Raw genomic sequence first — 25,538 nt, forward strand, 5'->3', positions numbered from 1 at the left:
CGGAGGTCGCACCGGACCTGCACATCGTCGCCGGGGAAGGTGAACTCCGGGTGCCGTGGACCTGAACACTCGTTAACCTACCGCCGTGGAGCGCCCGGAATCGGGATTCGGGACGACGGGGTGTGGTTACGCTACTGAACATGGACTCCATCTGGCTGGTCCTCGGTGCGCTGGCTCTCGGTGCGTTCCTCGGGGCCGGCTTCCTCCTCCTGCTGTACATGGCCGAGCGACGCGGCGCGCGCGCGGCGCAGGTCATCGCACCCACCATCCCCGACGGCGTCGAGCAGGTGCTCGACGTGCTCGAGTCCGCCGGCATCGTGCTCGATCCGTCGAACAACGTGTTGAAGGCCTCGCCCGGCGCGCTCTCGCTCGGACTCGTGCGCGGCAGCGCGCTCGTGCATCCCGGCCTGCTCGAGCTCGCGGCATCCGTTCGGCGCTCTGGCGAGACGATCGCCGACGAGTTCACGCTCGCGCGCGGACCGTACGGCGACTCGACGATGCGCCTGCGGGTGCTCGTGGCCAGGCTCGGCACGCGATTCGTGCTGCTGCTCGCCGACGACCGCACCGAGTCGTACCGGCTCGACGAGGTGCGCCGTGACTTCGTCGCGAACATCTCGCACGAGCTGAAGACCCCGATCGCGTCGGTGAGCCTCCTCGCCGAGGCCCTCGACCAGGCTGCCGACGAGCCCGACCAGGTGCGCCGCTTCGCCGGCCGGCTGTCGACCGAGGCCGCCCGTCTCGCGCACATCACGAGCGAGGTCATCGAGCTCTCCCGACTGCAGGCACGTGACGCGCTCCGGCCCGACGTGCTCGTCGACATCGGCGAGGTCGTCGCCGAAGCGGTCGACCAGAACCGCATCGTCGCGACCGCCAAGCGTGTCGCGATCGCCGCGCGGACGTCGAGCAAGGCGAAGGTGTACGGCGACCGGCCGCTCCTCGTGGTGGCCGTGCACAACCTCCTCTCGAACGCGATCGCGTACTCGAGCGAGGGCGGCAGGGTCGGGGTCGGCGTCAAGGTCTCGGGCGACACGGTCGAGATCTCGGTCACCGACCAGGGCATCGGCATCCAGCACGACGACCTCGATCGCGTCTTCGAGCGCTTCTTCCGGGTCGACCAGGCGCGCTCGCGCAACACGGGCGGTTCGGGACTCGGCCTGAGCATCGTCAAGCACACGGTGCAGAACCACGGCGGCGACGTGCGCGTCTGGTCCACCCCCGAGCGCGGCTCGACCTTCACGATCCGGCTGCCGCTCGCCCAACCGCCCATTCCGGCGACGGATGCCGCGGGCGGCCCTTCGCCGGCCGAGCTCGCCGCCGCGCCGCAACCGGGGCGCGCGTCGCACCCCGTCCGATGACCGACACCACCACCGGGGCGGCGCGCGACGCCGTTCCTGATCGAGGAGACACCCTGTGACCCGCATCCTGCTCGTCGAGGACGAGATCGCGCTGAGCGACCCGCTGAGCTTCCTGCTCGAACGCGAGGGGTACGAGATCGAGGTCGCGGCCGACGGCCCGTCGGCGATCGCGGCGTTCGACCGCGGCGGCGCCGACCTGCTGCTGCTCGACCTGATGCTTCCCGGGCTTCCCGGAACCGAGGTGTGCCGTGAGATCAGGTCCCGCTCCAACGTCCCGATCATCATGCTGACGGCGAAGGACTCCGAGATCGACATCGTCGTGGGCCTCGAGCTCGGTGCCGACGACTACGTGACGAAGCCGTACTCGACGCGCGAGCTGCTCGCGCGGATCCGGGCGGTGCTCCGCCGCCGCATCGACGCCGACGACTTCGACGACTCGCTGATCGAGGGCGGGCGCGTGCGCATGGACGTCGACCGGCACACGGTCGAGGTCGACGGCGAGGCGGTGCCCATGCCGTTGAAGGAGTTCGAGCTGCTCGAGCTGCTCATGCGCAATCCGGGTCGCGTGCTGACCCGCGGACAGCTCATCGACCGGGTGTGGGGCTCCGACTACTTCGGCGACACGAAGACGCTCGACGTCCACATCAAGCGCATCCGCTCGAAGATCGAGAAGCAGCCGTCGGAGCCTGTGCAGCTCGTGACCGTGCGAGGACTGGGCTACCGCTTCGAGGCGTGATCCGGCACGGCCGCGGCCGGGAATGCGAACGGCTCCCGCCGAGGCGGGAGCCGTTTCGTGTCGGTCGTCGGACCTGGAGAGGCCGGCGCGAGCCCTGAGTTACGGGGCGAGGCCCTCGTAGAGGCGGTCGTCGAGCACGGGGACCTCTTTCTCGATGCCCTCTTCGCTCGCGTACTGGAAGAAGATCGGGGTCAGTCCGCCGACCTCGGCGTCGATGCCCTCGAGCAGCAGCGGCTCGGTCTCCTCGCCGCCGAGCACGACGGTCTCGTTGGCGTCGACCTCGAGCTCCTGCGTGGTCGAGCCCGCCGTGATCTTGAGCGTCTGGTCGTCTTCGCCGGTGTTGACGACGGTCATCACGAGGTTGCCGTCGGTGCCGTCTTCGCTCACGACGAGGATGTTGCGGAGGTCGAGCTCGCCGACCGTGATCGAGACGCCGTCGCTCGCATCGTAGTGCTCGGTCGTCGCCTGGTAGGTGACCATCGAGCAGCCGGTCGCGCCGATGGCGAGACCCAGAGCCAGAACAGCGGATGCCGCGAGACGCGCCTTCACAGAACCTCCAAGTACGGGCGTGCGCGACCGTTCTGGACGCGCACGGAATCGAATCCGAGTGTAGCGCAACGGCGCCGCGCAGCCGGCGAGCGAGCGGCGGAACTTTAGCACGAACGCGAATGTGATATCCTGAAAGTTGCCGGAAGGACATATATTCATGCTTTTTGAGGTTGGCGAAACCGTCGTATACCCGCATCACGGCGCCGCAACAATCACCGAGGTGAAGAAGCGCATCATCAAGGGTGAGGAGAAGCTCTACCTCAAGCTGAACGTCACGCAGGGTGATCTCGTCATCGAGGTGCCCGCAGAGAACGTCGACCTGGTCGGTGTTCGAGACGTCATCGGCAAGGAGGGCCTCGACAAGGTCTTCGAGGTGCTTCGTGCACCGTTCACCGAGGAGCCCACGAACTGGTCTCGTCGCTACAAGGCGAACCTCGAGAAACTCGCCTCCGGCGATGTGATCAAGGTCTCCGAAGTGGTGCGCGACCTGTGGCGGCGCGATCAGGACCGCGGCCTGTCCGCGGGTGAGAAGCGCATGCTCGCCAAGGCGCGGCAGATTCTCATCTCCGAACTCGCACTCGCGGAGAAGACCGACGAGGAGGCCGCTTCGACGGTCCTCGACGAGGTCCTCGCCTCCTAGCGACTCCCGGCATCGCGTCCCTCCGGGGGCGCGATGCCGTTGTGCTGTCCTCCAGCCGTCGTGCCGCGATGCTGGCTAGGCTCGAGCCATGAGTTCGTCGACGGTCGCCGTCATCCTGGTCGCCGCGGGCAGCGGCACGCGCCTCGGCCACGCGGAGCCCAAGGCCCTCGTGCCCTTGGGCGGTTCGACCATCCTCGGCGTGGCGCTCGACGCCGTGCTCGGCATGCGCGAGACGCCGCACGTCGTCATCGTGGCACCGGGCGACCGGGTCGCCGAGGTGCGTGAACGGTACGCGGAGGTCGCGGCCGCGGCATCCGCGCCCTTCGACGTCGTGCCCGGCGCCGACTCGCGACAGGGTTCCGTCGAGGCCGGGCTCGCCGTGCTGCCGCGCATCGTCGACACCGTGCTCGTGCACGATGCGGCCCGACCGCTGACCCCCTCGCTCGTGTTCGACGAGGTCGCCGCCGCGGTCCGTTCGCGAGGCCACGGCATCGTGCCGGGCCTGCCCGTAGTCGACACGATCAAGCGCATCACGGCGGGCCATCACGTCGTCGAGACGGTCGATCGTTCGACCCTCGCGGCGGTGCAGACGCCGCAGGGGTTCCCGCGCGAGGACCTCGACGCCGCCTTCGCCGCGGCGGATCCGACGTTCGAGTACACCGACGACGCCGCGATCGCGGCCGCGGCCGGACTCACGGTCGACCTCGTGCCCGGCGACGCCCGCGCCTTCAAGATCACGGTTCCCGAAGACCTTCGCCGCGCCGAGCAGCAGATGCGTGACGAGCGCCAGGTCCGCGACGAGCGGGGGTCCGAGCCGGACCGGGCGCCCGTCGTGGCGACCGCTCCGGCCGGGGAACCCGATCGCGAACCGGCCGGGGAGCCCGACCCGGCCGACGCCACGGGTGCGGCGGGCGGGACCGGTGCCCCAGCCCACCGCATCGGCACCGGCGTCGACGTGCACGCCTTCGACGCCGACCCCTCGACCCCGCTCTGGCTCGCTGGCCTCGAATGGCCGGGGGAGCGCGGCCTCTCCGGGCATTCCGACGGCGATGCCGCGGCCCACGCGATCTGCGACGCCCTGCTCGCGGCCGCCGGGCTCGGCGACGTCGGCACGATCTTCGGCACCGCCGATCCGCGGTTCGCCGCGGCGCACGGCGAGGTGTTCCTCACCGAGACGCGTCGACTCGTCGAGGCATCCGGATTCCGCATCGCGAACGTGACCGTGCAGGTCGTCGGCAACCGGCCGAAGCTCGCCCCGCGCCGCGGGGAGGCCGAGGCGCTGCTGTCGGCCCTGCTGGGAGCGCCCGTGTCGGTCGCCGCCACCACGACCGACGGACTCGGGTTCACGGGCCGGGGCGAGGGCGTCTCGGCGCTCGCGACGGCACTGCTCTCCACGACCTGATCGGGGCGCCGATCGGGCGCTCAGCCGCGCGCCGGTAGGCTTGCCGGGTGACCGTGCGACTCTACGATTCGAAGGCCCAGGCCCTGCGTGACTTCGTGCCCCTGCATGAGGGACACGTCGGCATGTACGTCTGCGGTCCGACCGTGCAGTCGAGCCCGCACATCGGGCACCTGCGCAGCGCCCTCGTCTACGACATCCTGCGCCGGTGGTTCTCGTACCGCGGCTACGACGTGGCCTTCGTGCGCAACGTCACCGACATCGACGACAAGATCCTCGACGCCGCGACGGGCGAGCAGTGGTGGGCGCTGGCGTACCGCATCGAGCTCGAGTTCCAGGCCGCCTACACGTCGCTCGGCATCCTGCCCCCCACCTACGAGCCCCGTGCGACCGCGAGCGTGCAGCAGATGCAGCAGCTCATCGCGAGGCTCATCGAGCGCGGCCACGCCTATGCGGCTCCGGATGCCTCGGGCGACGTCTACTTCGACACCGCGAGCTGGCCGGCCTACGGCGAGCTCACGCGGCAGGCGCGCGACAACATGGAGGCCGCCGCCGACGCCGACCCGCGCGGCAAGCGGGACCCCCGCGACTTCGCGCTCTGGAAGGGCCGCAAGGCCGACGAACCGGAGTCCGCGTCGTGGGCGTCGCCGTGGGGCGACGGTCGGCCCGGCTGGCACATCGAGTGCTCGGCCATGGCCACCCGCTACCTCGGCACCGAGTTCGACATCCACGGCGGCGGACTCGACCTGCGGTTCCCGCACCACGAGAACGAGCTCGCGCAGTCCAATGCGGCGGGCGACGCGTACGCCCGCTACTGGGTGCACAACGGGCTCGTGAACACCGGCGGGCAGAAGATGTCCAAGTCGCTCGGCAACTCGGTCTTCGCCGCCGAGCTGCTCGAGCTCGCCTCCCCGCTCGCCGTGCGCTACCTGCTCGGCGCGGCGCACTACCGCTCGACGCTCGACTACTCGCCCACCTCGCTCGCCGAGGCCGAGGCGGCCGTCGACCGCATCCGCACCTTCCTCGAACGCGTCGAGCGCCGCCTCGCGGGCACGCGCTACGAGGGCGTGGGCGCCCCGGTCATCCCCGACGCGTTCGGCGAGGCCATGGACGACGACCTCGGCGTGCCCCAGGCGATCGCCGTGCTGCACGACACCGTCCGCGCCGGCAACCAGGCGCTCGACTCCGACGAACTCCACGACGCCGCGGCGCTGCACGGGCAGGTCGCCGCCATGGCGGGCGTGCTCGGCATCGACCCCCGCGACGCCGAGTGGAGCCCGGATGCCGCGCCCGCGGCATCCGCCCTCGACACCCTCGTGACCAGACTCATCGAGGATCGCCAGGCGGCACGTGCAGCAAAGGACTTCGCTGCCGCAGACCGCATCCGCGACGAACTCTCGTCGGCGGGCATCACCATCGAAGACAGCCAGACCGGCACACATTGGAGCTTGGAATCATGAAGGGCAGCAGCAAGCCGCGCGCCGGAGCCGTGCGCAAGGGCAAGAGCAAGCAGGTCGGGTCCGGAGGCCAGGGGCGCCAGGCGCTCGAGGGCAAGGGTCCGACTCCGAAGGCCGAAGATCGCGCCTGGCACCCGGCAGGCAAGCGCAAGGCGGCGCAAGACCGCTACGCCGCGTCCGGCGGCAAGGGCAAGCCGGGCGCCAAGGTCGCCGGGCAGGGCGGTGGCCGCCCGGGCGCACCGCGTGGAGCCTCCGGCGCATCACGCCGTTCGAAGTCGGGCGACGAGTCCGAGATCGTGACCGGCCGCAACTCGGTCGTCGAGGCGCTCCGTACCCGCATCCCCGCGACGACGCTCTACGTCGCCGCACGCATCGAGATGGACGACCGCGTGAAGGAGGCGATGAAGATCGCCACCAACCGCGGGCTCCCGATCCTCGAGGTCATGCGCCCCGAGCTCGACCGCCTCGCAGGCGAGGGCGGCGTGCACCAGGGCCTCGCGCTCAAGGTGCCCCCGTACGAGTACGCGCACCCCATCGAGCTCCTCGACGAGGTCATCGCGCGCGACGAGACTCCGCTGTTCGTCGCGCTCGACGGCATCACCGACGCGCGCAACCTCGGTGCCATCATCCGTTCGACCGCCGCGTTCGGCGGGCACGGCGTGATCGTGCCGCAGCGTCGCTCGGTCGGCGTCAATGCCGGCGCCTGGAAGACCTCCGCGGGTGCGGCCGCGCGCATCCCCGTCGCGATGGCCCCGAACCTCACCCAGACGCTCAAGGCGCTGAAGGAGCGAGGCGTGTTCGTGCTCGGACTCGACGGCGACGGCGACGTGTCGCTGCCCGGCCTCTCGTGGGCCGAGCGTCCCATCGTGGTCGTCGTCGGCAGCGAGGGCAAGGGCCTCTCGCGCCTCGTCGCCGAGACCTGCGACGCGATCGTCTCGATCCCGATCAGCGCGGCGACCGAGTCGCTGAACGCGGGCATCGCGGCATCCGTCACGCTCTACGAGATCTCGAAGCTCCGCGCCGAGAAGTAGGCGGCGAGCGGCGCCGGCGGGAGCCGGACGAGAAGGGGGCCTCCGACCTGGAGGCCCCCTTCTCCGTCGATCAGACCTTCAGGCGCCAGTCGTCGTCGTCGTCGGGGTCGACGACCGCGACGGCCGACGTGTCGAGCGGCACGACATCGATCGATGTCGTGATCGTGCCGGTCGTCGGTCCGATCACGGTCGCCTCGTCGCGGCGATGGCGCAGCACGCTGTTGATGTACGACGCCACGGCCTCGGCGAGCGGGATGTCGTGGCCGACCTGCTGCGCGAGGTACCAGCGGTGCTCGAGCAGCTGGTGGAAGACCTCGGCGGGCTCGAGCTTGCCACGCAGGTCGGTCGGGATCGCGCGCACCACGGGCTCGAAGACGCGGACCAGCCACTCGTGGGCCACCATCTCCTCGTCGAGGTCGCCCTTGCCGTACGTGACGCGGTAGGAGTCGAGGTCGTTGAGCAGCCGCCTGGCCTGGTTCTCGCCGGCGTCGAGTCCGGTCAGCCGGAGCAGGCGTCGCTGATGGTGGCCGGCGTCGACGACCTTCGGCTGGATGCGCACCGTCGTGCCCTGGGCGTCGGTGCGGATCGCGAGCTCCTCGATGTCGAACCCGAGCTTGTTCAGACGGCTGACGCGTTCGTTGATGCGCCAGCGCTCGGCCGACGAGAACGATTCGGAGCCCGTGAGCTCGTTCCACAGGCTGCGGTAGGCGTCGACGATGCCGTTCGAGATGCGCACGGGGTCGAGCTCGTCGGCCACGCGGCCGCCGGCCTCGAGGTCGAGCAGCTCGCCGGCGATGTTCACCCTGGCGATCTCGAGGTCGTTCTCGCGCTGGCCGTTCGACAGGCCGCCCTCGTAGAGCTTGCCGGTCTCGGCGTCGACGAGGTACGCCGCGAACGCGCCGGCATCCCGGCGGAACAGCGTGTTCGAGAGCGAGACGTCGCCCCAGAAGAAGCCGATGATGTGCAGGCGCACGAGCAGCAGCGCCAGGGCGTCGACGAGCCTGGTCGCGGTGTCGGGGCGCAACGTCTGCGAGAACAGGGCCCGGTACGGCAGCGAGAACCGCAGGTGCCGCGTGACGAGCACGGGCTTCAGCGGATCGCCCTCGGCATCGGTGCGGTTGGTGATGACCGCGACCGGCTCGACGCACGGGATCTCGAGCCGCTGCAGCGTGCGCAGCATCTCGTACTCGCCGCGGGCCATGTCGGCCGTCGTCTCCTTGATCGCGACGACGTGGCCGGCGAGGTGCGCGAAGCGAACGAGGTGCCGCGAGATGCCCTTGGGCAGGGCCGCGATGTTCTCGTTGGGCCAGGCCTCGAGCGGCAGGTGCCACGGCAGGTCGAGCAGAGCCGGATCGGTCGTGGCCGATGTGATCGAAAGTGAGCCGCTCATCGTGGTTCAGCGTAGCCGGGCGAGCGGTCGCCTGCAGAACCGCGGTCGGTGGTCGGCACCGGTCGCTCGCTGCCGGGGTGAGCGGATGCCGTGGCGCACGCCCCCGGAAACGCCGAAGCCGGCCGGGCCACGGGCCCGACCGGCTTCGATCGCAGTGCGGTGTCGTCAGGCGACGACGGCCTTGTTGCTGAGGCGCAGGCCCGACTCGATGTCGAAGAGGTGCACGTGGTTCGGCGTGGCCGTGAGGTACACGCGGTCGCCGGCGTTCGGGTGGCTGCGGCCGTCGACACGGGCGACGATGTCGGTGCGCTTGCCCTCGACCGTGGAGTGGCCGTAGAGGTAGCCGTCGGCGCCGAGCTCCTCGACGAGGTCGACGTCGACCGCGAGGCCTTCGCCCTGGACCGCCGAGACGGTGATGTCCTCGGGGCGCACGCCGATGGTCGCGCTCTTGGCCGAAGCCTCGGCGAGCACATCGCGGTCGACCGGAACCGTGGCGGTGCCGAAGAGCACGCCGCCCTCGACGAGGTCCGCGTGGAACAGGTTCATCGCGGGCGAGCCGATGAAGCCGGCGACGAAGACGTTCTGCGGCTTCTCGTACAGGTCGCGCGGGGTGCCGACCTGCTGCAGCAGGCCGTCCTTCAGCACGGCGATGCGGTCGCCCATGGTGAGCGCCTCGGTCTGGTCGTGCGTGACGTAGACCGTGGTGACGCCGAGGCGGCGCTGGAGCGACGCGATCTGGGTGCGGGTCTGCACGCGGAGCTTGGCGTCGAGGTTCGACAGCGGCTCGTCCATGAGGAAGACCTGGGGCTGGCGCACGATCGCGCGGCCCATGGCGACACGCTGACGCTGGCCGCCCGAGAGGGCCTTCGGCTTGCGGCTCAGGTAGGGCTCGAGGTCGAGGAGCTTGGCCGCCTCGAGCACGCGAGCGGCGCGCTCCTCCTTGCCGACGCCGGCGATCTTGAGCGCGAAGCCCATGTTCTCGGCCACGGTCATGTGCGGGTAGAGCGCGTAGTTCTGGAAGACCATCGCGATGTCGCGGTCCTTCGGCGGCACGTCGGTGACGTTGCGGTCGCCGATGAAGATGTTGCCGTCGTTGACCTCTTCGAGGCCGGCGAGCATGCGGAGCGACGTGGACTTGCCGCAACCAGAGGGGCCGACGAGCACGAGGAACTCGCCGTCTGCCACATCGAGGTCGAGCTGGTCGACGGCCGGACGGGTGCCGCCGGGGTAGAGGCGGGTGGCCTTGTCGAACGTGACTGACGCCATGGTGTTCTTCTCCTTCACCGGCAGGTACGTGCCGGACGATCCGTAGTGATGGACTGCGTCATCGTCGACGCCTCTTCAGTATTGCATGCGCGAGGCGCACGGCCGATTCGGCGCCGGCCGCCGGCATCCGCTCGTGGAGGACGCCTGCGAGCGCGCCGCGTGCGGGCTGAATGCCCACCGAACGGGGGCCGCACGCCCGCCGTGGGTGCTCGTGTGGCTGATTCCCAGCCACCGTTCCTACTATCGTGGGTGCGTTCGCAGTACGCGCGCGCCCACACAGCGACCCGGAGTGACCATCGATGACCAACGTCGGATCCAATGAGCCACGTGCCTCCCGCAACGAACGCCGGGAGGCGGCGCGAGAGAAGGCGCGTGTCCTTCGCGAGGAGCAGAAGAAGCGCGACAAGCGCAACAAGGTCCTGATCCAGGGCGGTGTCATCGTCGCCGTGCTGCTCGTGGCCGCCCTCGTCGGCTGGCTCATCTTCAACAGCATCAAGCCCGCAGGCCCCGGCCCGGCGAACATGGCCAGCGACGGGATCCTCCTCGTCGCGGGCGACGACGGTGCCATCACGGCCGTCGAGACGCCCGCCATCGAGGCGGGCGGGGAGCCGACGGCGACCGTTCCCGACGACAGCGGCACGGTCGCGAACATCGTGACCTACATCGATTACCTCTGTCCCTTCTGCGGGCAGTTCGAGACGACGAACTCCGAGGCGATGCGAACGATGGTCGAGTCGGGCGCCGCCACCCTCGAGATCCACCCGATCGCGATCCTGACGAACAAGTCGGCCGGCACCCAGTACTCGCTCCGCGCCGCGAACGCGGCCGCGTGCGTCGCCGATCTCTCGCCGGAGGCGTTCTTCGACTACAACGCCCTGCTCTTCGAGAACCAGCCTGAAGAGGGCACGGTCGGCCTTGACAACTCCGACCTGAAGAAGCTCGCGACCGATGCCGGCGCCGCCTCCTCGGTCGGGGCGTGCATCGACGACGTGCGGTTCAAGGCATGGGTGCAGGATGCCACGACGCGGGCGCTCACGGGCCCGATCCCGAACTCCGACCTCCCGTCGGTGACGGGCACGCCGACCGTGCTCGTGAACGGCCAGCAGTACAGCGGCTCGCTCACCGACGCGCAGGAGTTCCAGTCGTTCGTCGTGCAGGCCACGAGCGCGACCTTCAATGACGCGGAGTCGACCCCGACTCCGACGCCCACCCCGACTCCGGCCCAGTGAGTCGGTCCGCGCGGCGGAGCCCGTTCCGGGTTCCGCCGCGCGGTCGGTGTGCCGGTCGTCGATAAGATGGCCCGAGGTTCGCCTCGCCGGCTTGGCGCAATTGGTAGCGCACCGCTCTTGTAAAGCGGGGGTTGCGGGTTCGAGTCCCGCAGCCGGCACTTGACTGAAGACGCCCAAACCCCGGGTTCCGCCGCGTCCGCAGACGCCGCCGGGCCGTTCGACGGGGTCGGCTCCACCGGTGCTCCGACGCCGGGCGACGGCACGACGACGCACGAGCAGGCGACGCATGCGCAGCCGACCCACGTCGAGCCAGCCCATCGGCACGCCCACCTCGAGCCGCGGACCATGCCCGCGTGGATCGCGATCGCGCTGGCCGCGATCGGCGGCGCGCTCACGGCCGTGCAGTCCAGGGTGAACGGGCAGCTCTCGGCGTCGATCGGCGACCCCTATACGGCCGCGGCCATCTCGTTCGGCAGCGGATTCGCGATCCTGCTCGTGGCGCTCGCGTTGTGGAAACCGGGGCGCGCGGGCGTCGTGGGCATCGTGTCCGAGGTCCGTGCCGGGCGCCTGAGCTGGTGGATGCTGCTGGGTGGCGTCGCCGGCGCGTGGTTCGTTGCGACGCAGGGCCTGTCGGCCGGCGTCATCGGCGTCGCCCTCTTCACGGTGTCGATCGTGGCGGGGCAGACCGTCGGCGGCGTGGTGTTCGACCTGGTCGGCCTCGGCCCGGCCGGGCGGCGCCCGCTGACCGCGACCCGCGCCATCGGCGCAGTGCTCGCGCTCGAGGCGGTGACCTGGACGCTCTCGTCGGAGCTCGGCGGCGCGGCCCCGGTGCTGCTCGTGCTCCTGCCCCTCACGGCGGGCTTCGGCTCGGCCTGGCAGCAGGCGGTGAACGGCCGCGTCCGCGTCGCGGCGTCGAGCGCGCTCACGTCGACGCTCGTGAACTTCGCCGTCGGCACGACGGTGCTCGTGATCGTCATGGTCGTGCACTCCTCGATCGTCGGCTGGCCGACCGAGCTGCCCGCCGAGGCCTGGCTGTACACGGGCGGCATGATCGGATGCGTGTTCATCGCCGTGCAGGCCGTGGTCGTCCGCATCATCGGCGTCCTGGTGCTCGCCCTCGCCGGCGTCGCCGGCCAGTTGACCGCGGCGCTCGCGCTCGACCTGCTGGTGCCGGTCGGCGATCAGGCCGTCGACGTCGCCACCATCGGCGGTGCGGCGCTCGCCCTGATCGCCGTCGTCATCGCGAGCACCCGCTGGACGCGCAGTCGGCACTCGGCCCGGCCGGCCGCGCCGGGCGGCTCCGGCTCCTGAACGTCGCGTGCCCCGGCCCGCGGCGGGCGACTCCCTGGTCGTGAGGGCTCAGGCGCGCGACGGCAGGGTGGTGAGCCTCGTGGAGGCGTCGCTCGGCGTGCGACGCTCCGCGCGCCAGCCCGTCGGCCGTCCCCCGACGTAGAGCCACCCGAGCATGGCCTCGTGCTCGCCGAGTTCATGCGCCGAGGCGACCGCCGAATGCCGCGTGTGCGGTCCCGTGCGCCACATCACGCCCCAGCCGGCCTCGTCGAGCAGCAGGCTGAGCAGGTGTGCGACCCCGGCGGCCGCGGCATCCTGCTCCCATTCGGGAACCTTGGGATGATCCGGCGTGCGCACCGCGACGACCGCGAGCAGCAGCGGCGCCCGCAGCGGCTTCGCAGCGAGCTTGGCGGCACCGCGAGGATCGGACGCCTCGAGCCCCGACGCCTCGGCGAGCGCCGCTCCGAGTCGTTCGCGTGCCGTGCCGCGCAGCGCGATGACCCGCCACGGGCGCAGGGCGGCATGGTCGGCGACGCGACCCGCGGCCCCGAGCAGCTCGACGAGCTCGGCGTCGTCGGGTGCGGCATCCGTCACCCTCGAGACCGACCGGCGCCCGCGCGCCGCGTCGAGCACGGGCCGCACGGTCAGGACTCGGGCGTGAAGTCGAGCGCGATCGAGTTCATGCAGTAGCGGTCGCCCGTGGGAGTGCCGAAGCCGTCGGGGAACACGTGCCCGAGGTGCGAGCCGCAGTTCGCGCAGCGAACCTCGGTGCGCACCATGCCGAGCGAGGTGTCCTCGATGAGCTGGACCGCCTCGGGGCGAACGGACTCGTAGAAGCTCGGCCAGCCGCAGCCCGAGTCGAACTTGGTGCCGCTCTTGAACAGCTCGGAGCCGCACGCGGCGCAGGCGTAGACGCCGGCGCGCTCCTCATCGAGCAGCTCGCCCGTCCACGGGCGTTCGGTCGCGGCCTCGCGCAGCACCTGGAACTGCTCGTCGCCGAGCTGCTCGCGCCACTCGTCGTCGGACTTCTCGACCTGATACGCCATGGGGTTCCCTTTCAGCACTGCGGATGCCTCCATCGTCTCAGGTCGGCCGCGTCGGCGCGCACACACGCCGCCGATGCTCGGCACCCTCACGGCGAGGCATCCCTAGGATGTCACCCGAAGGTGACGCCGTCGCCGGCGGGAGGTGCACGATGAGCGTCGGGGAGACCGCGCGCAACGGCCCGAACGCGCCGCTCGACGATCTCGCGCTGCGCGTGCTCGCCTTCGAGGCGCACGCCTGGCAGCAGCCGGGCGTGAAGGCCGCAGGAATCCGCGATGAGTTCGACATGTCGGCCGCCCGTTACTATCGGATCCTCGGAGAGTTGATCGACTCGCCGGCGGCGCTCCGGCACGACCCCATGCTGGTCAAGCGCCTGCAGCGTATGCGCGATGCACGGGCTGCGACCCGCGCACGCCGCTCCCTCTCGAACGGCCGCACGCTCGACTGAGCAGGCCCCGACACCGACGACTGGACCCATGGCGCAGAACTCCCCTCGAGATCGATTCGACACCATCCCGCACGGGATCGAGCGTGTCGGGGCCCATCGCGCGCCGCAGCGGAGCGGGGCCCGGTGGATCGCATTCGGGTGGGCGGTGCTCGCCACCCTCGTGCTCACCGGACTCGGCATCACGGTGGTCGTCGTCGCGAACGATCGCCTCGACTTCTCCGAGGCAGCGCCGTCGCCCTCGGCCGCGCCCGTGGTGACCGCGGAGCCGACGATCGCGCCCGACGTTCCCGTGACCGTGCTCAACGGCACCGACACGGCGGGGCTCGCGGCGACCGCGGCCGACGCCCTCACCGCCGCGGGCATCCCGGTCGGCGCGACCGCGAACGCGAGCGAGAGCGACCTCACGGAGTCGGTCGTGTACTACGCCACCGCCGACCTCGAGGGCGCCGCGCGCGGCGTCGCGCAGGCGATCCCCGGGGCCGACGTACGCCTCGACGCGAAGTTCGGCGAGATCGGCACGCCGCTCGTGCTGGTCGTCGGCTCGGCCTACGCCGCGACCGTCGCAGGCTGAGATCGCGCGAATCGTTGCCATTCCGCGACATTTCGTTGCGTTTCACCCCTTCTCTTCGCCGCGTCTCCGTCATTAGTATCTGGAATTGGTCGCTCGAACCCGTGTGAACGCCCGGTACCACCACAGGTCCAGCACGAAGGGGGGCCCGGTACAGGCGACATGCACGTGCTGATCGACACACAGCTATATGGGAGCAACGCATGGCGAACGGAACCGTCAAGTGGTTCAACGCTGAAAAGGGCTACGGATTCATCACCGTCGACGGAGGCCAGGACGTGTTCGTCCACTACTCCGCCATCGACATGGCCGGCTACAAGGTCCTCGAAGAGGGCCAGGCGGTCGTGTTCGAGGTCGGCACCGGTTCGAAGGGCCCGCAGGCCGAGGCTGTCCGCCCCGCCTGACAGACGCGTGAACGATGCGCCGCCGATCTCGCACCGGCGGCGCATCGTCGTCCACAGGTGCGCCGCGCCTGCCCGTCGGGTCGTCTGGGATCGAGCGGGAACGCGTCGCGGCGCGTCGCACCCGATCGGCGAGTCCACGGTGGTTGGCTGTGCGCATGGCGAGGCGGCGCGGATCTGCCGGGAGGCGGCAGGCGCGTTTCGTGCTGCTCGCGGCCTCCGCCCTGCTCCTCTCGGCGTGCACCGTCACCGACGCACCCGAGCCCGTTGCGGCCCCGACGCCCACGGCGGCCTCGCGCCCGGTCGGGGAGTCCGGCGCCCCCGTCGCCGTCGCGTTCGCGCCACTGCGCGGAACCCACGCCGAGTGGGCCGCGATGCAGCATCCGTCGCTCGCAGCGAAGATCGACAACCATGAGGAGGCGCGCCCGCAGGTCGCGCTGAATCGCACGGACATCGTGTTCGAGGAACTCGTCGAGGGCGGGCTCACGAGGTACCTGGCCGTGTGGCACTCGGACATTCCGGCCGAGATCGGCCCCGTGCGGTCGATCAGGCCGATGGATCCCGACATCGCGACCCCATTCGGCGGCATCATCGCGTACTCCGGAGGCCAGGAGGAGTTCGTCGAGATGATGCAGGCGACACCGCTCGTCAACGTCGTCTTCGACTTCGACGACACCGGCCTGTTCGCCCGTGCCGACGAACGGCCCGGCCCGCACGACGTGATCCTCGACGCGACGGAGGTCGTCGAGCGCAACGCCGAGCTGGCTCCGCCACAGGTGCAGTTCGCCTACGGCGGCACCGATCCGCTCTCCGCGCCCGCCTTCGCGGCGCAGCCGACCTCCGGCATCTCGCAGGTCTTCTCGGAGGAGCGGTATCCGTCGTGGTCGTGGGATGCCGCGGCATCCGCCTGGCTGCGGTCGCAGGAGGGCGCACCCGACTTCGACGACGCGGGGGCGCAGGTACGGGCCGCGAACGTGGTGACCCTGAGGGTCGACATCGACTGGCGCTACGGCGAGGTGCCGAAGACCGTGCTGATCGGATCGGGCGAGGCGTGGGTGTCGGTCGGCGGGCGAACCGCGCACGGCACCTGGTCGAAGGGCGCGCAGGCGGCGCCGATCGTGTTGACGGCCGACAGCGGCGACCCGCTCCTGCTGGCGCCGGGCAACACCTGGATCGAGCTCGTGCCGGCGACCGGATCGGTGTCGTTCGCGCCCTGAGCGAACCGGCTGCGCGCCGGCGGGTGCTCGCTTGCACTCATGGCAGTCGAGTGCCAGAATTGATTTAGCACTCATTCGAATCGAGTGCTAACGAGAATCTTTGAGACGTCCGAGAAGGGACGAGAAACACACATGGCAAAGATCATTGCTTTCAACGAGGAGGCCCGCCGCGGTCTCGAGCGTGGCCTCAACACGCTCGCCGACGCGGTCAAGGTGACCCTCGGCCCGCGCGGTCGCAACGTCGTGCTCGAGAAGAAGTGGGGCGCTCCCACCATCACGAACGACGGCGTGTCGATCGCCAAGGAGATCGAGCTCGACGACCCGTACGAGAAGATCGGCGCCGAGCTCGTCAAGGAGGTCGCCAAGAAGACCGACGACGTCGCCGGTGACGGCACCACGACCTCGGTCGTGCTCGCCCAGGCGCTCGTGCGCGAGGGCCTCCGCAACGTCGCCGCAGGCGCCGACCCCATCTCGCTCAAGCGCGGCATCGAGAAGGCCGTCGCTGCTGTGACCGCCGAGCTCGTCGCCAACGCCAAGGAGGTCGAGACCAAGGAGGAGATCGCCGCCACCGCGTCCATCTCCGCCGGCGACCTCGAGATCGGCGCGCTGATCGCCGAGGCCATCGACAAGGTGGGCAAGGAAGGCGTCGTCACCGTCGAGGAGTCGAACACCTTCGGCACCGAGCTCGAGCTCACCGAGGGCATGCGCTTCGACAAGGGCTACCTGTCGGCGTACTTCGTCACCGACCCCGAGCGCCAGGAAGCGGTCTTCGAAGACCCGTACATCCTGATCGTCAACGGCAAGGTCTCGAACATCAAGGACCTCCTGCCGATCGTCGACAAGGTCATCCAGACCGGCAAGCAGCTCCTCATCATCGCCGAGGACGTCGACGGCGAAGCGCTTGCGACCCTGATCGTGAACAAGATCCGCGGCATCTTCAAGTCGGTCGCCGTCAAGGCCCCCGGCTTCGGCGACCGTCGCAAGGCGCAGCTTCAGGACATCGCGATCCTCACCGGCGGCCAGGTCATCTCCGAGGAGGTCGGCCTCAAGCTCGAGAACGTCACCCTCGACCTGCTCGGCCAGGCCCGCAAGGTCATCATCACCAAGGACGAGACGACCATCGTCGAGGGTGCCGGTGACGAAGAGGGCATCGCCGGTCGCGTCGCGCAGATCCGCGCCGAGATCGAGAACACCGACTCCGACTACGACCGCGAGAAGCTCCAGGAGCGTCTCGCCAAGCTCGCCGGCGGCGTCGCCGTCATCAAGGCGGGTGCGGCCACCGAGGTCGAGCTCAAGGAGCGCAAGCACCGCATCGAAGACGCCGTGCGCAACGCGAAGGCCGCCGTCGAAGAGGGCATCGTCGCCGGTGGTGGCGTCGCCCTCATCCAGGCCGGCAAGACCGCGTTCGAGAAGCTCGAGCTCACCGGCGACGAGGCGACGGGCGCGAACATCGTGCGCGTCGCGATCGACGCCCCGCTCAAGCAGATCGCCCTCAACGCCGGCCTCGAGCCGGGCGTCGTGGTCGACCGTGTGCGCAACCTCCCCGTCGGCCAGGGCCTCAACGCCGCGACCGGCGAGTACGTCGACATGCTGGCCGCCGGCATCAACGACCCGGTGAAGGTCACCCGCTCGGCCCTGCTCAACGCAGCGTCGATCGCCGGCCTGTTCCTCACCACCGAGGCCGTCGTCGCCGACAAGCCCGAGAAGAACCCGGCTCCGGTCGGCGACCCCACGGGTGGCATGGACTTCTAGTCCGAACCGATCTCCGGCCGTCACGGCCCGATCAGCGCGAAGGGCGCCTCCTCTCGGAGGCGCCCTTCGTCGTGTGCGCGGTGCTCGCGCTCAGCGCAGGAACAGCCTCGCATTGGCCTGTTCGGCCTCGGTGTACTGCGCGGCGGCGACTCCGAGTGCCTGGTTGAGCCCGTCGAGGCTCTGCTCCACCTGCAGTTGCGTCGCACGCCAGTCGGAGACGGCTCCCTGGAACGCGGTCGCGGCCTGACCCGACCACGAGGACTGCAGGCCGGTGAGCTGCCCGAGGAGCGACGCGACCTCGGACTGGATGCGGCCGATGGTGCCCTGAACTGTCTGGGTCGCGGCCGTGACCTGGCCGGCATCGACGTGGTAACTCGACATGGGAGTCCTTTCCGTTCGGTTGATGCCGCCACGGTACGGCGGGCATCACCGGCATCGGTTCGCGAGTGCCGTGGCTGTGCAGGCGGCGCCGAACGGTGACGAGGGGGAGGAGCCATGCCCCGGGAGCGGGCCGAGCGGTGAGCTCGGGCGAGCGAGCGGGGCTCGGGGCTTTCGCCGTCAGTCCGTCGAGACCGGCTGGGGCGCCGCCGCGCTGCCGGCGAGCGGCAGGAGCACGCGGAACGTCGCGCCTCCTCCTGGCGTCTCGATGACGTCGACTGCGCCGTTGTGCGCGGCCACGATCGAGGACACGATCGCGAGACCGAGTCCGGACCCGCCCGTCTCCCGTGTGCGCGACGTGTCGGCTCGCCAGAACCGCTGGAAGATCTTCTCGCGGATCTGCGGGGGGATCCCCTCGCCGTGATCCACGATCTGGATCATCGCGCGCTCGGTCGCGGCATCCGCGCTGACGCGGATCTCGACCGGGCTGTCGTCGGAGGTGAACCGCATCGCGTTGCCCATGAGGTTCGTGATCACCTGGCGGATCTTGTTCTCCTCGGCGAGCACCACCGCCCGGGAGGCGCCGCCTCCGGCGGACTCGGGGGAACGCGATGCGGCACCGGAGGCGGGCGCACCCTTCGTGGAGGCTGCGGCGTCAGCCGGCACGGCGACGACGCGGCGGCCGCCCGACGCGGAGGGCTCCGTCGTGCGCGGACGGCGATTGCGAAGTCGTGCGAGCGTCGCCCCCGCGAACGAGATCGCCCCGGTCGACGGGCGTTCGGGCTCCGTGCCGGCGACCACGTCTCTCCCGCCGACCGGTGCCGCCGAGGCATCCGGTGCGCCGACCTCGTCGGGCGTCGTGACGGTGATGGTGCGACCCGGATGCGCGGCCATGGCGTCGAGGGCGGCGTCGCGCGCGAGGGGCACCAGGTCGACCTCGGCGAGTTCGAGCGGCTTCGCCTCGTCGAGGCGGGCGAGTGCGAGAAGATCCTCGACGAGGCCGCCCATGCGGATGGCCTCCTTCTCGATGCGCTCCATCGCCTGTGCGACGTCGTCGGGTGTCTGCAGGGCGCCCATGCGGTAGAGCTCGGCGTAGCCGCGCACCGAGACGAGCGGGGTGCGCAGTTCGTGCGAGGCGTCGCCCACGAAGCGGCGCATCTGCTCGATGGTTCGGGCGCGATCGCGGAAGGCGCGGTCGATGCGATTCAGCATGGTGTTCAGCGAGCGGTTGAGCCGACCGACCTCGGTGTTGGGGGTCGCGCCGCCGAGGCGCTGGCTGAAGTCGCCGTCGGCGATCGCCGCTGCGGTCGCCTCGACCTCGCGGAGCGGCGTGAACGTGGTGGTCACGAGCATCCGGGTGAGCAGCGCGCCGACGAGCACCACGCCGATGCCGAAGCCGAGGAAGATCGTGAGGTACACCGCGATGAGCGCCTCGGTGTCCTTCGACGAGATCGCGATGATGATCGGCGAGTAGACGCCGTGCTGGTCGGCGACCATCAGCGCCGTGACCGCCCGGAACGTCTTGTTGCCGTCGGCGTCCTCGAGCTCGAACACGGTGTACTTGCCCGAGCTCTGCGCGTTCATCGCGTTGACGTCGGCCTGCGTCAACGACTCGGGGATGCGGGGGAGGTCCTCGATCGGCCGGTCGTCCCAGTTGGTGCCGGCGCGCATGCCGGTCGACGCGTCGTAGACCGCGACGAACACCTGGTCGTTGTCGGAGAACGCGCGCGTGTCCTTGTCGGGTGAGAGATCCGACTCGCTCTCTTCGACGAAGTACTTGTCGAGGCTGCCGCCGGCGATGCCGCCGAGCTTGGCCGACATCTGGTCCTCGACGTAGGAGCGCAGCATCGCGGCCGTGCCGATGCCGGAGACGAGCAGCCCGAGGGTCAGCATCAGCACCGTCACACCGGTGATCTTGGTGCGCAGCGAGATGCGGTTCCACCGCTCGGAGATCGTCTGATGCATAGCGGGGCGAGTCTAGGCGGTGGACCCTGAGTCAGGGCTTGGAGGCGGAGGACTTCAGCATGTACCCGAACCCGCGCTTGGTCTGGATCAGGGGCTCGGTCGAGTGCTGGTCGAGCTTGCGACGCAGGTACGAGATGTAGCTCTCGACGATGCCGGCGTCGCCGTTGAAGTCGTACTCCCAGACGTGGTCGAGGATCTGCGCCTTCGAGAGCACGCGGTTCGGGTTCAGCATGAGGTACCGCAGCAGCTTGAACTCGGTGGGGGAGAGCTCGACCGGCACGTCGCCGACGAGCACCTCGTGCGTGTCCTGGTCCATGACGAGCTCGCCGGTGCGGATGACGGCGTCCTCTTCGGCGTGCATGGTGCGGCGCAGGATGGCCTTGATGCGCGCGACGATCTCGTCGAGGCTGAACGGCTTGGTGACGTAGTCGTCGCCCCCGACCGTGAGTCCCGTGATCTTGTCCTCGGTGTCGTCCTTCGCCGTGAGGAAGAGGATCGGCGCCGTGTAGCCCGCCGAACGCAGGCGCTTGGTGACGCCGAAGCCGTTCATGTCGGGAAGCATCACGTCGAGGATGATCAGGTCGGGTTCCTCTTCGAGGACCGCAGAGATCGTCTGTGCGCCGTTGCCGACGGCGCGCACGGCGAAACCGGCGAATCGGAGGCTCGTGGTGAGCAGGTCGCGGATGTTGGGCTCGTCATCGACGATGAGAATGCGTGGTCCATCGCTCATGTTGACCATCATCTGCGCACCGGCTGGAACTTTCCTGAACATTCTTCGAGGGTCGTGAAATCCGATCCTCGGATGGAACACTTGGCCTATGGCGTCACATGAACGAGTAGTCGTGGTCGGCGGGGGCCTGACGGCGGCCGCAGCGGTGGGTTCGCTTCGCGAGGCCGGCTTCCCGGGCGAGGTCGTCGTGGTCGCCGATGAGCCCCGCCTGCCCCACGAGCGCCCGCCGCTCTCGAAGGGCTACCTGATCGGGTCGGATGCCGCGAGCAGCGTCTACCCGCACGATGCGCGCTGGTACCGCCGCCACGACATCGACGTGCGGCGCGGCACGCGGGCGTCCGCCCTCGACCCGGTCGCCCACACGCTCGACGTCGTCGGGCCCGATGGTGCGGCCTCCACGCTCGAGTACGACCGCGTGCTGCTGGCGACCGGTGCCCGCCCGCGCCGGTTCGAGGGCCCCGGCGCCGGGCTCCGCGGTGTGCACCTGCTGCGCACGCTGCCGGATTCGACGAGACTGCGAACGGTGCTCCGTCGGGGTGATCGACGCGTCGTGGTGGTCGGCGGCGGCTGGATCGGCCTCGAGGTGGCCGCCGCGGCACGCGGCTACGGCAACGAGGTGACCGTGGTCATCCGAGGCGACGAGCCCCTCGAGGCCGCGATCGGCACGGGCCTCGGTCGCATGTTCCGTGGGCTGCACGAGCAGCACGGCGTCACGATCCGCGGCGGCGCGGCGGTCACGGCCCTCCGTGGCGAGCACGGCAGGGTCTCCGCGGCCGTGCTCGGCACGGGCGAGGAGGTCGCCGCCGACGTGGTGGTGTTCGGCATCGGCGCGATCCCGAATGTCGAGCTCGCGGCATCCGCCGGTCTGCGGGTCGACGACGGCATCGTGACGGATGCCTCATTCCGCACGAGTGCCGCCGACGTCCACGCGGCCGGCGACGTGGCCGCGGTGTGGAACCCGGTGCTCGAGCGGCACCTGCGCGTCGAGCACTGGGCGAACGCCCGTGCGGGCGGCGCGGCTGCCGGGCGGGTGCTTGCGGGAGAGCCGGTCGTCTACGACGAGGTGCCCTACTTCTTCACCGATCAGTACGACCTCGGCATGGAGTACTCGGGCTACGGGGCGCTCGCCGCCGGGGCCGAGGTCGTCGTGCGCGGGGAGGTGCCGCTCACGGCCGCATCCCTGCCCCAGACGAGGCGAGAGGGCGTCGTGTTCTGGTTGGCACCCGACGGTCGCGTGGCGGCGGGCATGAACATCAACGTGTGGGACGTGAACGAGCAGGTGCAGCGGCTGATCAGGTCGGGGCGGGTGGTCTCGCGCGAGGAGCTCGCCGACCCCTCGGTTCCGCTCGACGCGCTCGCCGGGGACGCCTCGTGACGGCGGCGTCCTCGGCGCGGGCGGCCGTGAGCGGTTCTGCCGTCGGCGGCATGGTGCGCACCATCGGCCCGCGCACGTTCGACTTCGCGCGCGAGGTCGCGGTCATGGCGATCGTGAACCGCACGCCCGACTCGTTCTACGACCGGGGCCGCACCGACGCGCTCGATGCCGCGGTCGCCGCGGGGCGCCGGGCGATCGCCGAGGGAGCCGACTGGATCGACATCGGCGGCGCGAAGTTCGCGCCGGGCCCCGCGGTGCCCGTCGCCGAGGAGATCGACCGCGTGGTGCCGGTGGTCGCCGCACTCGCCGACGCGGGCGCGGTCATCTCGGTCGACACCTTCCACGCCGAGGTCGCCAGGGCGGCGATCGCCGCAGGGGCGCACGTCGTCAACGACACCACTGGCCTCAGCGATCCGGGCATGGCGGCGGTCCTCGCCGAGACGGGCGCATCCGTCGTGATCACGCACAGCCTCGCGGCGCCGCGCATGCCGTTCCCGTCGCCGCGGTACGACGACGTCGTGCTCGAGGTGGCCGACTACCTGCGCGCCCGGGTGGCGCTGGCCGAGGCGGGGGGCGTCGCATCCGATCGCATCATCGTGGATCCGGGCCACGACCTGAACAAGCACACGCTCGACTCGCTCGAGCTCACCCGACGGCTCGACGAGGTCGTCGCGATCGGCTACCCGACGCTCGTCGCGCTCTCGAACAAGGACTTCGTGGGCGAGAGCCTCGGGCGCCCGCGCGCCGAACGCGTCGAGGGATCGATCGCCGCGGCCGTGTACTGCGTGCTACGCGGCGCCCGCATCGTGCGCGTGCACAACGTGCGCGAGACGGTCGACGCGATGCGCATGATCGAGGCGATCGAGGGCTGGCGCGATCCCGTGTTCCTGGAGCACAACCAGTGACCGGCCCGGCCGCCGTCGACCGCGAGCACCTGCTCGTCGCCTACGCGACGGCGCATGCGACGACGCCCCGGATCCGCATGAACTTCGTCGCGAGCATCGACGGAGCGGTCACCATCGACGGGCGAAGCGGCGGACTCGGCGACGCGGCCGATCGGCTCGCGATGCAGGTCATGCGCACCCTCGCCGACGTGGTGCTCGTCGGCGCGGGCACGGTGCGGGCCGAAGGCTACGGCGGTCTCGCGGTCGACGAGCCGGATGTCGCGTGGCGGCGCTCGCACGGACGCGCGGACCATCCCCGCATCGCCGTGGTCTCGTCGAGCCTCGACCTCGACCCGCGGCATCCGTTCTTCCGCGATGCCGTTCGGCGGCCGATCGTGATCACGCATGCGGCGGCCGACGAGGCGCGGCGGGCTGCGCTGGCCGAGGTCGCCGACGTGCTCGTGTGCGGCGACGGTGCCGACGGCGGGGTCGACCTCGCCGAGGCGCAGCGTGCGCTCGCGGGGCTCGGCCTCGCGCAGGTGCTCTGCGAGGGCGGGCCGCACCTGTTCGGCGCGCTCCTCGACGCCGGCCTCGTCGACGAGGTCTGCCTCTCGCTCAGCCCGATGCTCGTCGGCGGTCCTGCCGGACGCATCGTACGCGGCGCCCACGAGGCGGCGCGCACGATGACGCTCGGGCACGCACTGCCCGCGGGCGACCTGCTGCTGTTGCGCTACGTGCGGGCGTGAGCGCGAGCGTCAGGCCGCTTCGAGTGCGTGCGCGTCGAGGATCGTGTAGCTGTACCCCTGCTCGGCGAGGAACCGCTGGCGGTTCTGCGCGAAGTCCTGGTCGACCGTGTCGCGCGCGACCAGCGTGTAGAAGTTGGCGGTGAGGCCCGACTCCTTGGGCCGCAGCAGGCGGCCGAGTCGCTGCGCCTCCTCCTGGCGCGAACCGTACGAACCCGAAACCTGGATCGCGACCGTCGCCTCGGGGAGGTCGACCGAGAAGTTCGCGACCTTCGACACGACGAGCACCTGCGTCGTGCCGTCGCGGAACTCCTGGAACAGTCGTTCGCGCTCGTCGACGGAGGTCGCGCCGGTCAGTTGCGGCGCGCCGAGGGTCTTCGCGAGCTCGTCGATCTGGTCGAGGTACTGGCCGATCACGAGGATGCGCTCGCCGCGGTGCTTGGCGACGAGTTCCTTGACGACCTCGAGCTTCGCAGGCGCGGTGGCCGCGAGGCGGTAGCGCTCGTCGTCGGCGGATGCCGCGTACGCGAGTCGCTCGGACTGCGGCAGGTCGATGCGCACCTCGTAGCAGGCCGCGGGGGAGATGAATCCCTGGGCCTCGATCTCCTTCCAGGGGGCGTCGAATCGCTTGGGGCCGATGAGGCTGAAGACGTCGCCCTCTCTGCCGTCCTCGCGCACGAGGGTCGCGGTGAGGCCGAGGCGACGCCTGGCCTGCAGCTCGGCCGTGAGCTTGAACACCGGTGCGGGCAGCAGGTGCACCTCGTCGTAGACGACGAGACCCCAGTCGAGCGCGTCGAGGAGCGCGAGGTGGGCGTACTCGCCCTTCCGCTTGGCCGTGAGGATCTGGTAGGTCGCGATCGTGACGGGCTTGACCTCCTTCACCTGGCCGGAGTACTCGCCGATCTCGTCGGCCGTCAGGGTGGTGCGCTTCAGCAGTTCGTCGCGCCACTGGCGTGCCGAGACGGTGTTCGTCACGAGGATCAGCGTCGTGGTCTTCGCGGTGGCCATCGCGCCGGCGCCGACGAGGGTCTTGCCGGCGCCGCAGGGCAGCACGACGACGCCCGAGCCGCCGTCGAAGAAGTTGTCGACGGCTTTCTGCTGGTAGTCGCGCAGGTGCCAGCCCGACTCCTCGAGGTCGATCGGATGCGGCGTGCCCGGCGTGTAGCCCGCGAGGTCCTCGGCCGGCCAGCCCAGCTTCACGAGCTCCTGCTTGAGCGCACCCCTGGCCCAGGCCTCGACGAGGAAGCCGGTGTCGTCGATGCGCTCGGTCAGCAGCGGGGCGATGCGCTTCGCGTTCGCGACCTCGGTGAGCACCGCGAGGTCGTCGGAGCGCAGGCGCAGCGCGCCGTCGTCGGTGCGGTCGACGACGAGGCGGCCGTATCTCGACACCGTCTCGCGCATGTCGACCGAGACCGTCTGCGGCACGGGGAACTTCGCATACCGCTCGAGCGTGCCGAGCATGTCCTCGGACGTGTGGCCCGCGGCCCTCGCGTTCCAGAGCCCGAGGCGCGTGATGCGGTACGTGTGCACGTGCTCCGGTGCGCGCTCGAGCTCGGCGAAGACCGCGAGATCGTGGCGCGCATCCTCTGCGAGCGGGTGCGCGACTTCCAACAGCACGGTTCGGTCGCTCTGCACGATGAGGGGGCCGTCTGACATAGCCAACGAGTCTACGCCCGGTTCATGGGTGCTCC

25 protein-coding genes and 1 tRNA gene are annotated in these 25,538 nt (G+C 70.5%); 17 read left to right on the plus strand and 9 right to left on the minus strand.

Going from position 1 to position 25,538, the window contains the following annotated elements; genetic code table 11:
• Positions 1-140 precede the first annotated feature (140 nt).
• Entirely contained in the window at positions 141-1,355 is a 1,215-nt protein-coding gene (locus tag ABIC29_RS04860; RefSeq protein WP_116081090.1) for a sensor histidine kinase, read from the plus strand.
• Positions 1,356-1,410: 55 nt separating this feature from the next.
• A complete protein-coding gene (locus tag ABIC29_RS04865) occupies positions 1,411-2,091 on the plus strand; it encodes a winged helix-turn-helix domain-containing protein (protein ID WP_116081091.1) in 681 nt (226 codons plus the stop codon).
• 99 nt (positions 2,092-2,190) lie between these two features.
• Here the strand turns inward: ABIC29_RS04865 and ABIC29_RS04870 are convergent, their stop codons facing one another.
• Positions 2,191-2,640, minus strand: a complete 450-nt coding sequence (locus ABIC29_RS04870) for a hypothetical protein (protein ID WP_147309127.1) — start codon at positions 2,638-2,640, stop codon at positions 2,191-2,193.
• 157 nt (positions 2,641-2,797) lie between these two features.
• Between ABIC29_RS04870 and ABIC29_RS04875 the strand changes: the two genes are divergently transcribed.
• The 4 genes from ABIC29_RS04875 (at position 2,798) to rlmB (ending at position 7,167) form a co-directional block, all read left to right on the plus strand.
• Positions 2,798-3,280, plus strand: a complete 483-nt coding sequence (locus ABIC29_RS04875; protein WP_022889889.1) for a CarD family transcriptional regulator — start codon at positions 2,798-2,800, stop codon at positions 3,278-3,280.
• A gap of 88 nt (positions 3,281-3,368) precedes the next feature.
• Positions 3,369-4,682: a 2-C-methyl-D-erythritol 4-phosphate cytidylyltransferase gene (gene ispD, locus ABIC29_RS04880; RefSeq protein WP_116081093.1), complete on the plus strand. Its 1,314-nt coding sequence runs from the start codon at positions 3,369-3,371 to the stop codon at positions 4,680-4,682.
• Positions 4,683-4,729: 47 nt separating this feature from the next.
• Positions 4,730-6,139 (plus strand): cysteine--tRNA ligase, encoded by a 1,410-nt coding sequence (cysS, locus tag ABIC29_RS04885; RefSeq protein WP_354243242.1) that lies wholly within the window; start codon positions 4,730-4,732, stop codon positions 6,137-6,139.
• Positions 6,136-7,167 (plus strand): 23S rRNA (guanosine(2251)-2'-O)-methyltransferase RlmB, encoded by a 1,032-nt coding sequence (rlmB, locus tag ABIC29_RS04890; RefSeq protein WP_116081095.1) that lies wholly within the window; start codon positions 6,136-6,138, stop codon positions 7,165-7,167. Before cysS ends, rlmB begins: the two co-directional genes overlap by 4 nt.
• Positions 7,168-7,237: 70 nt before the next feature.
• Here rlmB and ABIC29_RS04895 read toward each other — a convergent pair whose 3' ends face one another.
• Together ABIC29_RS04895 and ABIC29_RS04900 are read right to left on the minus strand one after the other, a co-directional pair.
• A complete protein-coding gene (locus tag ABIC29_RS04895) occupies positions 7,238-8,557 on the minus strand; it encodes a DUF4032 domain-containing protein (RefSeq protein WP_116081096.1) in 1,320 nt (439 codons plus the stop codon).
• A gap of 165 nt (positions 8,558-8,722) precedes the next feature.
• Positions 8,723-9,823, minus strand: coding sequence for an ABC transporter ATP-binding protein (locus tag ABIC29_RS04900; protein WP_116082392.1), 1,101 nt, complete (start codon positions 9,821-9,823; stop codon positions 8,723-8,725).
• 299 nt (positions 9,824-10,122) lie between these two features.
• Between ABIC29_RS04900 and ABIC29_RS04905 the strand changes: the two genes are divergently transcribed.
• The 3 genes from ABIC29_RS04905 (at position 10,123) to ABIC29_RS04915 (ending at position 12,363) form a co-directional block, all read left to right on the plus strand.
• Positions 10,123-11,052 (plus strand): thioredoxin domain-containing protein, encoded by a 930-nt coding sequence (locus ABIC29_RS04905; RefSeq protein ID WP_116081097.1) that lies wholly within the window; start codon positions 10,123-10,125, stop codon positions 11,050-11,052.
• 85 nt (positions 11,053-11,137) lie between these two features.
• Positions 11,138-11,210 (plus strand) — tRNA-Thr (locus ABIC29_RS04910).
• Position 11,211: 1 nt separating this feature from the next.
• The gene (locus ABIC29_RS04915; protein ID WP_354243247.1) at positions 11,212-12,363 is read left to right on the plus strand and encodes a DMT family transporter; all 1,152 of its coding nucleotides are present in this window, start codon (positions 11,212-11,214) and stop codon (positions 12,361-12,363) included.
• A gap of 48 nt (positions 12,364-12,411) precedes the next feature.
• Here the strand turns inward: ABIC29_RS04915 and ABIC29_RS04920 are convergent, their stop codons facing one another.
• A complete protein-coding gene (locus ABIC29_RS04920) occupies positions 12,412-12,975 on the minus strand; it encodes a nitroreductase family protein (RefSeq protein ID WP_502915443.1) in 564 nt (187 codons plus the stop codon).
• An 11-nt stretch (positions 12,976-12,986) separates the two neighbouring features.
• Positions 12,987-13,388, minus strand: coding sequence for a peptide-methionine (R)-S-oxide reductase MsrB (gene msrB, locus ABIC29_RS04925; protein WP_055856275.1), 402 nt, complete (start codon positions 13,386-13,388; stop codon positions 12,987-12,989).
• Positions 13,389-13,537: 149 nt separating this feature from the next.
• Here msrB and ABIC29_RS04930 point away from each other — a divergent pair, with 149 nt between their 5' ends.
• From ABIC29_RS04930 to groL, 5 genes are all read left to right on the plus strand, one after another.
• Positions 13,538-13,834, plus strand: coding sequence for a DUF3263 domain-containing protein (locus ABIC29_RS04930; protein WP_116081099.1), 297 nt, complete (start codon positions 13,538-13,540; stop codon positions 13,832-13,834).
• Positions 13,835-13,979: 145 nt separating this feature from the next.
• Positions 13,980-14,405: a LytR C-terminal domain-containing protein gene (locus tag ABIC29_RS04935; RefSeq protein WP_158551774.1), complete on the plus strand. Its 426-nt coding sequence runs from the start codon at positions 13,980-13,982 to the stop codon at positions 14,403-14,405.
• Positions 14,406-14,605: 200 nt separating this feature from the next.
• Positions 14,606-14,806: a cold-shock protein gene (locus ABIC29_RS04940; protein ID WP_116081101.1), complete on the plus strand. Its 201-nt coding sequence runs from the start codon at positions 14,606-14,608 to the stop codon at positions 14,804-14,806.
• 200 nt (positions 14,807-15,006) lie between these two features.
• Positions 15,007-16,020, plus strand: coding sequence for a DUF3048 domain-containing protein (locus ABIC29_RS04945; protein WP_116081102.1), 1,014 nt, complete (start codon positions 15,007-15,009; stop codon positions 16,018-16,020).
• A 132-nt stretch (positions 16,021-16,152) separates the two neighbouring features.
• Positions 16,153-17,772, plus strand: coding sequence for a chaperonin GroEL (gene groL / locus ABIC29_RS04950; protein WP_055856291.1), 1,620 nt, complete (start codon positions 16,153-16,155; stop codon positions 17,770-17,772).
• A 90-nt stretch (positions 17,773-17,862) separates the two neighbouring features.
• On the opposite strand, the gene ABIC29_RS04955 is transcribed toward groL, so the two are convergent.
• The 3 genes from ABIC29_RS04955 to ABIC29_RS04965 form a co-directional block, all read right to left on the minus strand.
• Positions 17,863-18,153: a WXG100 family type VII secretion target gene (locus ABIC29_RS04955; protein ID WP_116081103.1), complete on the minus strand. Its 291-nt coding sequence runs from the start codon at positions 18,151-18,153 to the stop codon at positions 17,863-17,865.
• 177 nt (positions 18,154-18,330) lie between these two features.
• A complete protein-coding gene (locus ABIC29_RS04960) occupies positions 18,331-20,115 on the minus strand; it encodes a sensor histidine kinase (protein ID WP_354243257.1) in 1,785 nt (594 codons plus the stop codon).
• 31 nt (positions 20,116-20,146) lie between these two features.
• The gene (locus tag ABIC29_RS04965; protein ID WP_055860832.1) at positions 20,147-20,845 is read right to left on the minus strand and encodes a response regulator transcription factor; all 699 of its coding nucleotides are present in this window, start codon (positions 20,843-20,845) and stop codon (positions 20,147-20,149) included.
• 112 nt (positions 20,846-20,957) lie between these two features.
• Between ABIC29_RS04965 and ABIC29_RS04970 the strand changes: the two genes are divergently transcribed.
• Genes ABIC29_RS04970 through ABIC29_RS04980 form a run of 3 tightly spaced genes read left to right on the plus strand, consistent with a single transcriptional unit; the run spans position 20,958 to position 23,850 of the window.
• Positions 20,958-22,220: an NAD(P)/FAD-dependent oxidoreductase gene (locus ABIC29_RS04970; protein WP_354243260.1), complete on the plus strand. Its 1,263-nt coding sequence runs from the start codon at positions 20,958-20,960 to the stop codon at positions 22,218-22,220.
• Between the two features lie 50 nt (positions 22,221-22,270).
• On the plus strand, positions 22,271-23,125 hold the full coding sequence (gene folP / locus ABIC29_RS04975; RefSeq protein WP_354243263.1) for a dihydropteroate synthase: 855 nt from the start codon (positions 22,271-22,273) through the stop codon (positions 23,123-23,125).
• The gene (locus ABIC29_RS04980) at positions 23,122-23,850 is read left to right on the plus strand and encodes a pyrimidine reductase family protein (RefSeq protein ID WP_354243266.1); all 729 of its coding nucleotides are present in this window, start codon (positions 23,122-23,124) and stop codon (positions 23,848-23,850) included. The genes folP and ABIC29_RS04980 overlap by 4 nt, the downstream gene beginning before the upstream one ends.
• A gap of 9 nt (positions 23,851-23,859) precedes the next feature.
• Here ABIC29_RS04980 and ABIC29_RS04985 read toward each other — a convergent pair whose 3' ends face one another.
• Positions 23,860-25,503, minus strand: a complete 1,644-nt coding sequence (locus ABIC29_RS04985; protein WP_116081106.1) for a DNA repair helicase XPB — start codon at positions 25,501-25,503, stop codon at positions 23,860-23,862.
• Positions 25,504-25,538: the final 35 nt, after the last annotated feature.

This window comes from Agromyces sp. PvR057, from assembly GCF_040547485.1.
Classification (GTDB): Bacteria; Actinomycetota; Actinomycetes; order Actinomycetales; family Microbacteriaceae; genus Agromyces.

Excerpts from the sequence above, each read along its gene's own strand:
- ABIC29_RS04860 (WP_116081090.1), top strand. The coding sequence starts at position 141 with ATGGACTCCATCTGGCTGGTCCTCGGTGCGCTGGCTCTCGGTGCGTTC.
- ABIC29_RS04875 (WP_022889889.1), top strand. The coding sequence starts at position 2,798 with ATGCTTTTTGAGGTTGGCGAAACCGTCGTATACCCGCATCACGGCGCC.
- ispD (WP_116081093.1), top strand. The coding sequence starts at position 3,369 with ATGAGTTCGTCGACGGTCGCCGTCATCCTGGTCGCCGCGGGCAGCGGC.
- rlmB (WP_116081095.1), top strand. The coding sequence starts at position 6,136 with ATGAAGGGCAGCAGCAAGCCGCGCGCCGGAGCCGTGCGCAAGGGCAAG.
- ABIC29_RS04895 (WP_116081096.1), bottom strand. The coding sequence starts at position 8,557 with ATGAGCGGCTCACTTTCGATCACATCGGCCACGACCGATCCGGCTCTG.
- ABIC29_RS04900 (WP_116082392.1), bottom strand. The coding sequence starts at position 9,823 with ATGGCGTCAGTCACGTTCGACAAGGCCACCCGCCTCTACCCCGGCGGC.
- ABIC29_RS04905 (WP_116081097.1), top strand. The coding sequence starts at position 10,123 with ATGACCAACGTCGGATCCAATGAGCCACGTGCCTCCCGCAACGAACGC.
- msrB (WP_055856275.1), bottom strand. The coding sequence starts at position 13,388 with ATGGCGTATCAGGTCGAGAAGTCCGACGACGAGTGGCGCGAGCAGCTC.
- ABIC29_RS04930 (WP_116081099.1), top strand. The coding sequence starts at position 13,538 with ATGAGCGTCGGGGAGACCGCGCGCAACGGCCCGAACGCGCCGCTCGAC.
- ABIC29_RS04940 (WP_116081101.1), top strand. The coding sequence starts at position 14,606 with ATGGCGAACGGAACCGTCAAGTGGTTCAACGCTGAAAAGGGCTACGGA.
- groL (WP_055856291.1), top strand. The coding sequence starts at position 16,153 with ATGGCAAAGATCATTGCTTTCAACGAGGAGGCCCGCCGCGGTCTCGAG.
- ABIC29_RS04955 (WP_116081103.1), bottom strand. The coding sequence starts at position 18,153 with ATGTCGAGTTACCACGTCGATGCCGGCCAGGTCACGGCCGCGACCCAG.
- ABIC29_RS04960 (WP_354243257.1), bottom strand. The coding sequence starts at position 20,115 with ATGCATCAGACGATCTCCGAGCGGTGGAACCGCATCTCGCTGCGCACC.
- ABIC29_RS04965 (WP_055860832.1), bottom strand. The coding sequence starts at position 20,845 with ATGAGCGATGGACCACGCATTCTCATCGTCGATGACGAGCCCAACATC.
- folP (WP_354243263.1), top strand. The coding sequence starts at position 22,271 with ATGGTGCGCACCATCGGCCCGCGCACGTTCGACTTCGCGCGCGAGGTC.
- ABIC29_RS04985 (WP_116081106.1), bottom strand. The coding sequence starts at position 25,503 with ATGTCAGACGGCCCCCTCATCGTGCAGAGCGACCGAACCGTGCTGTTG.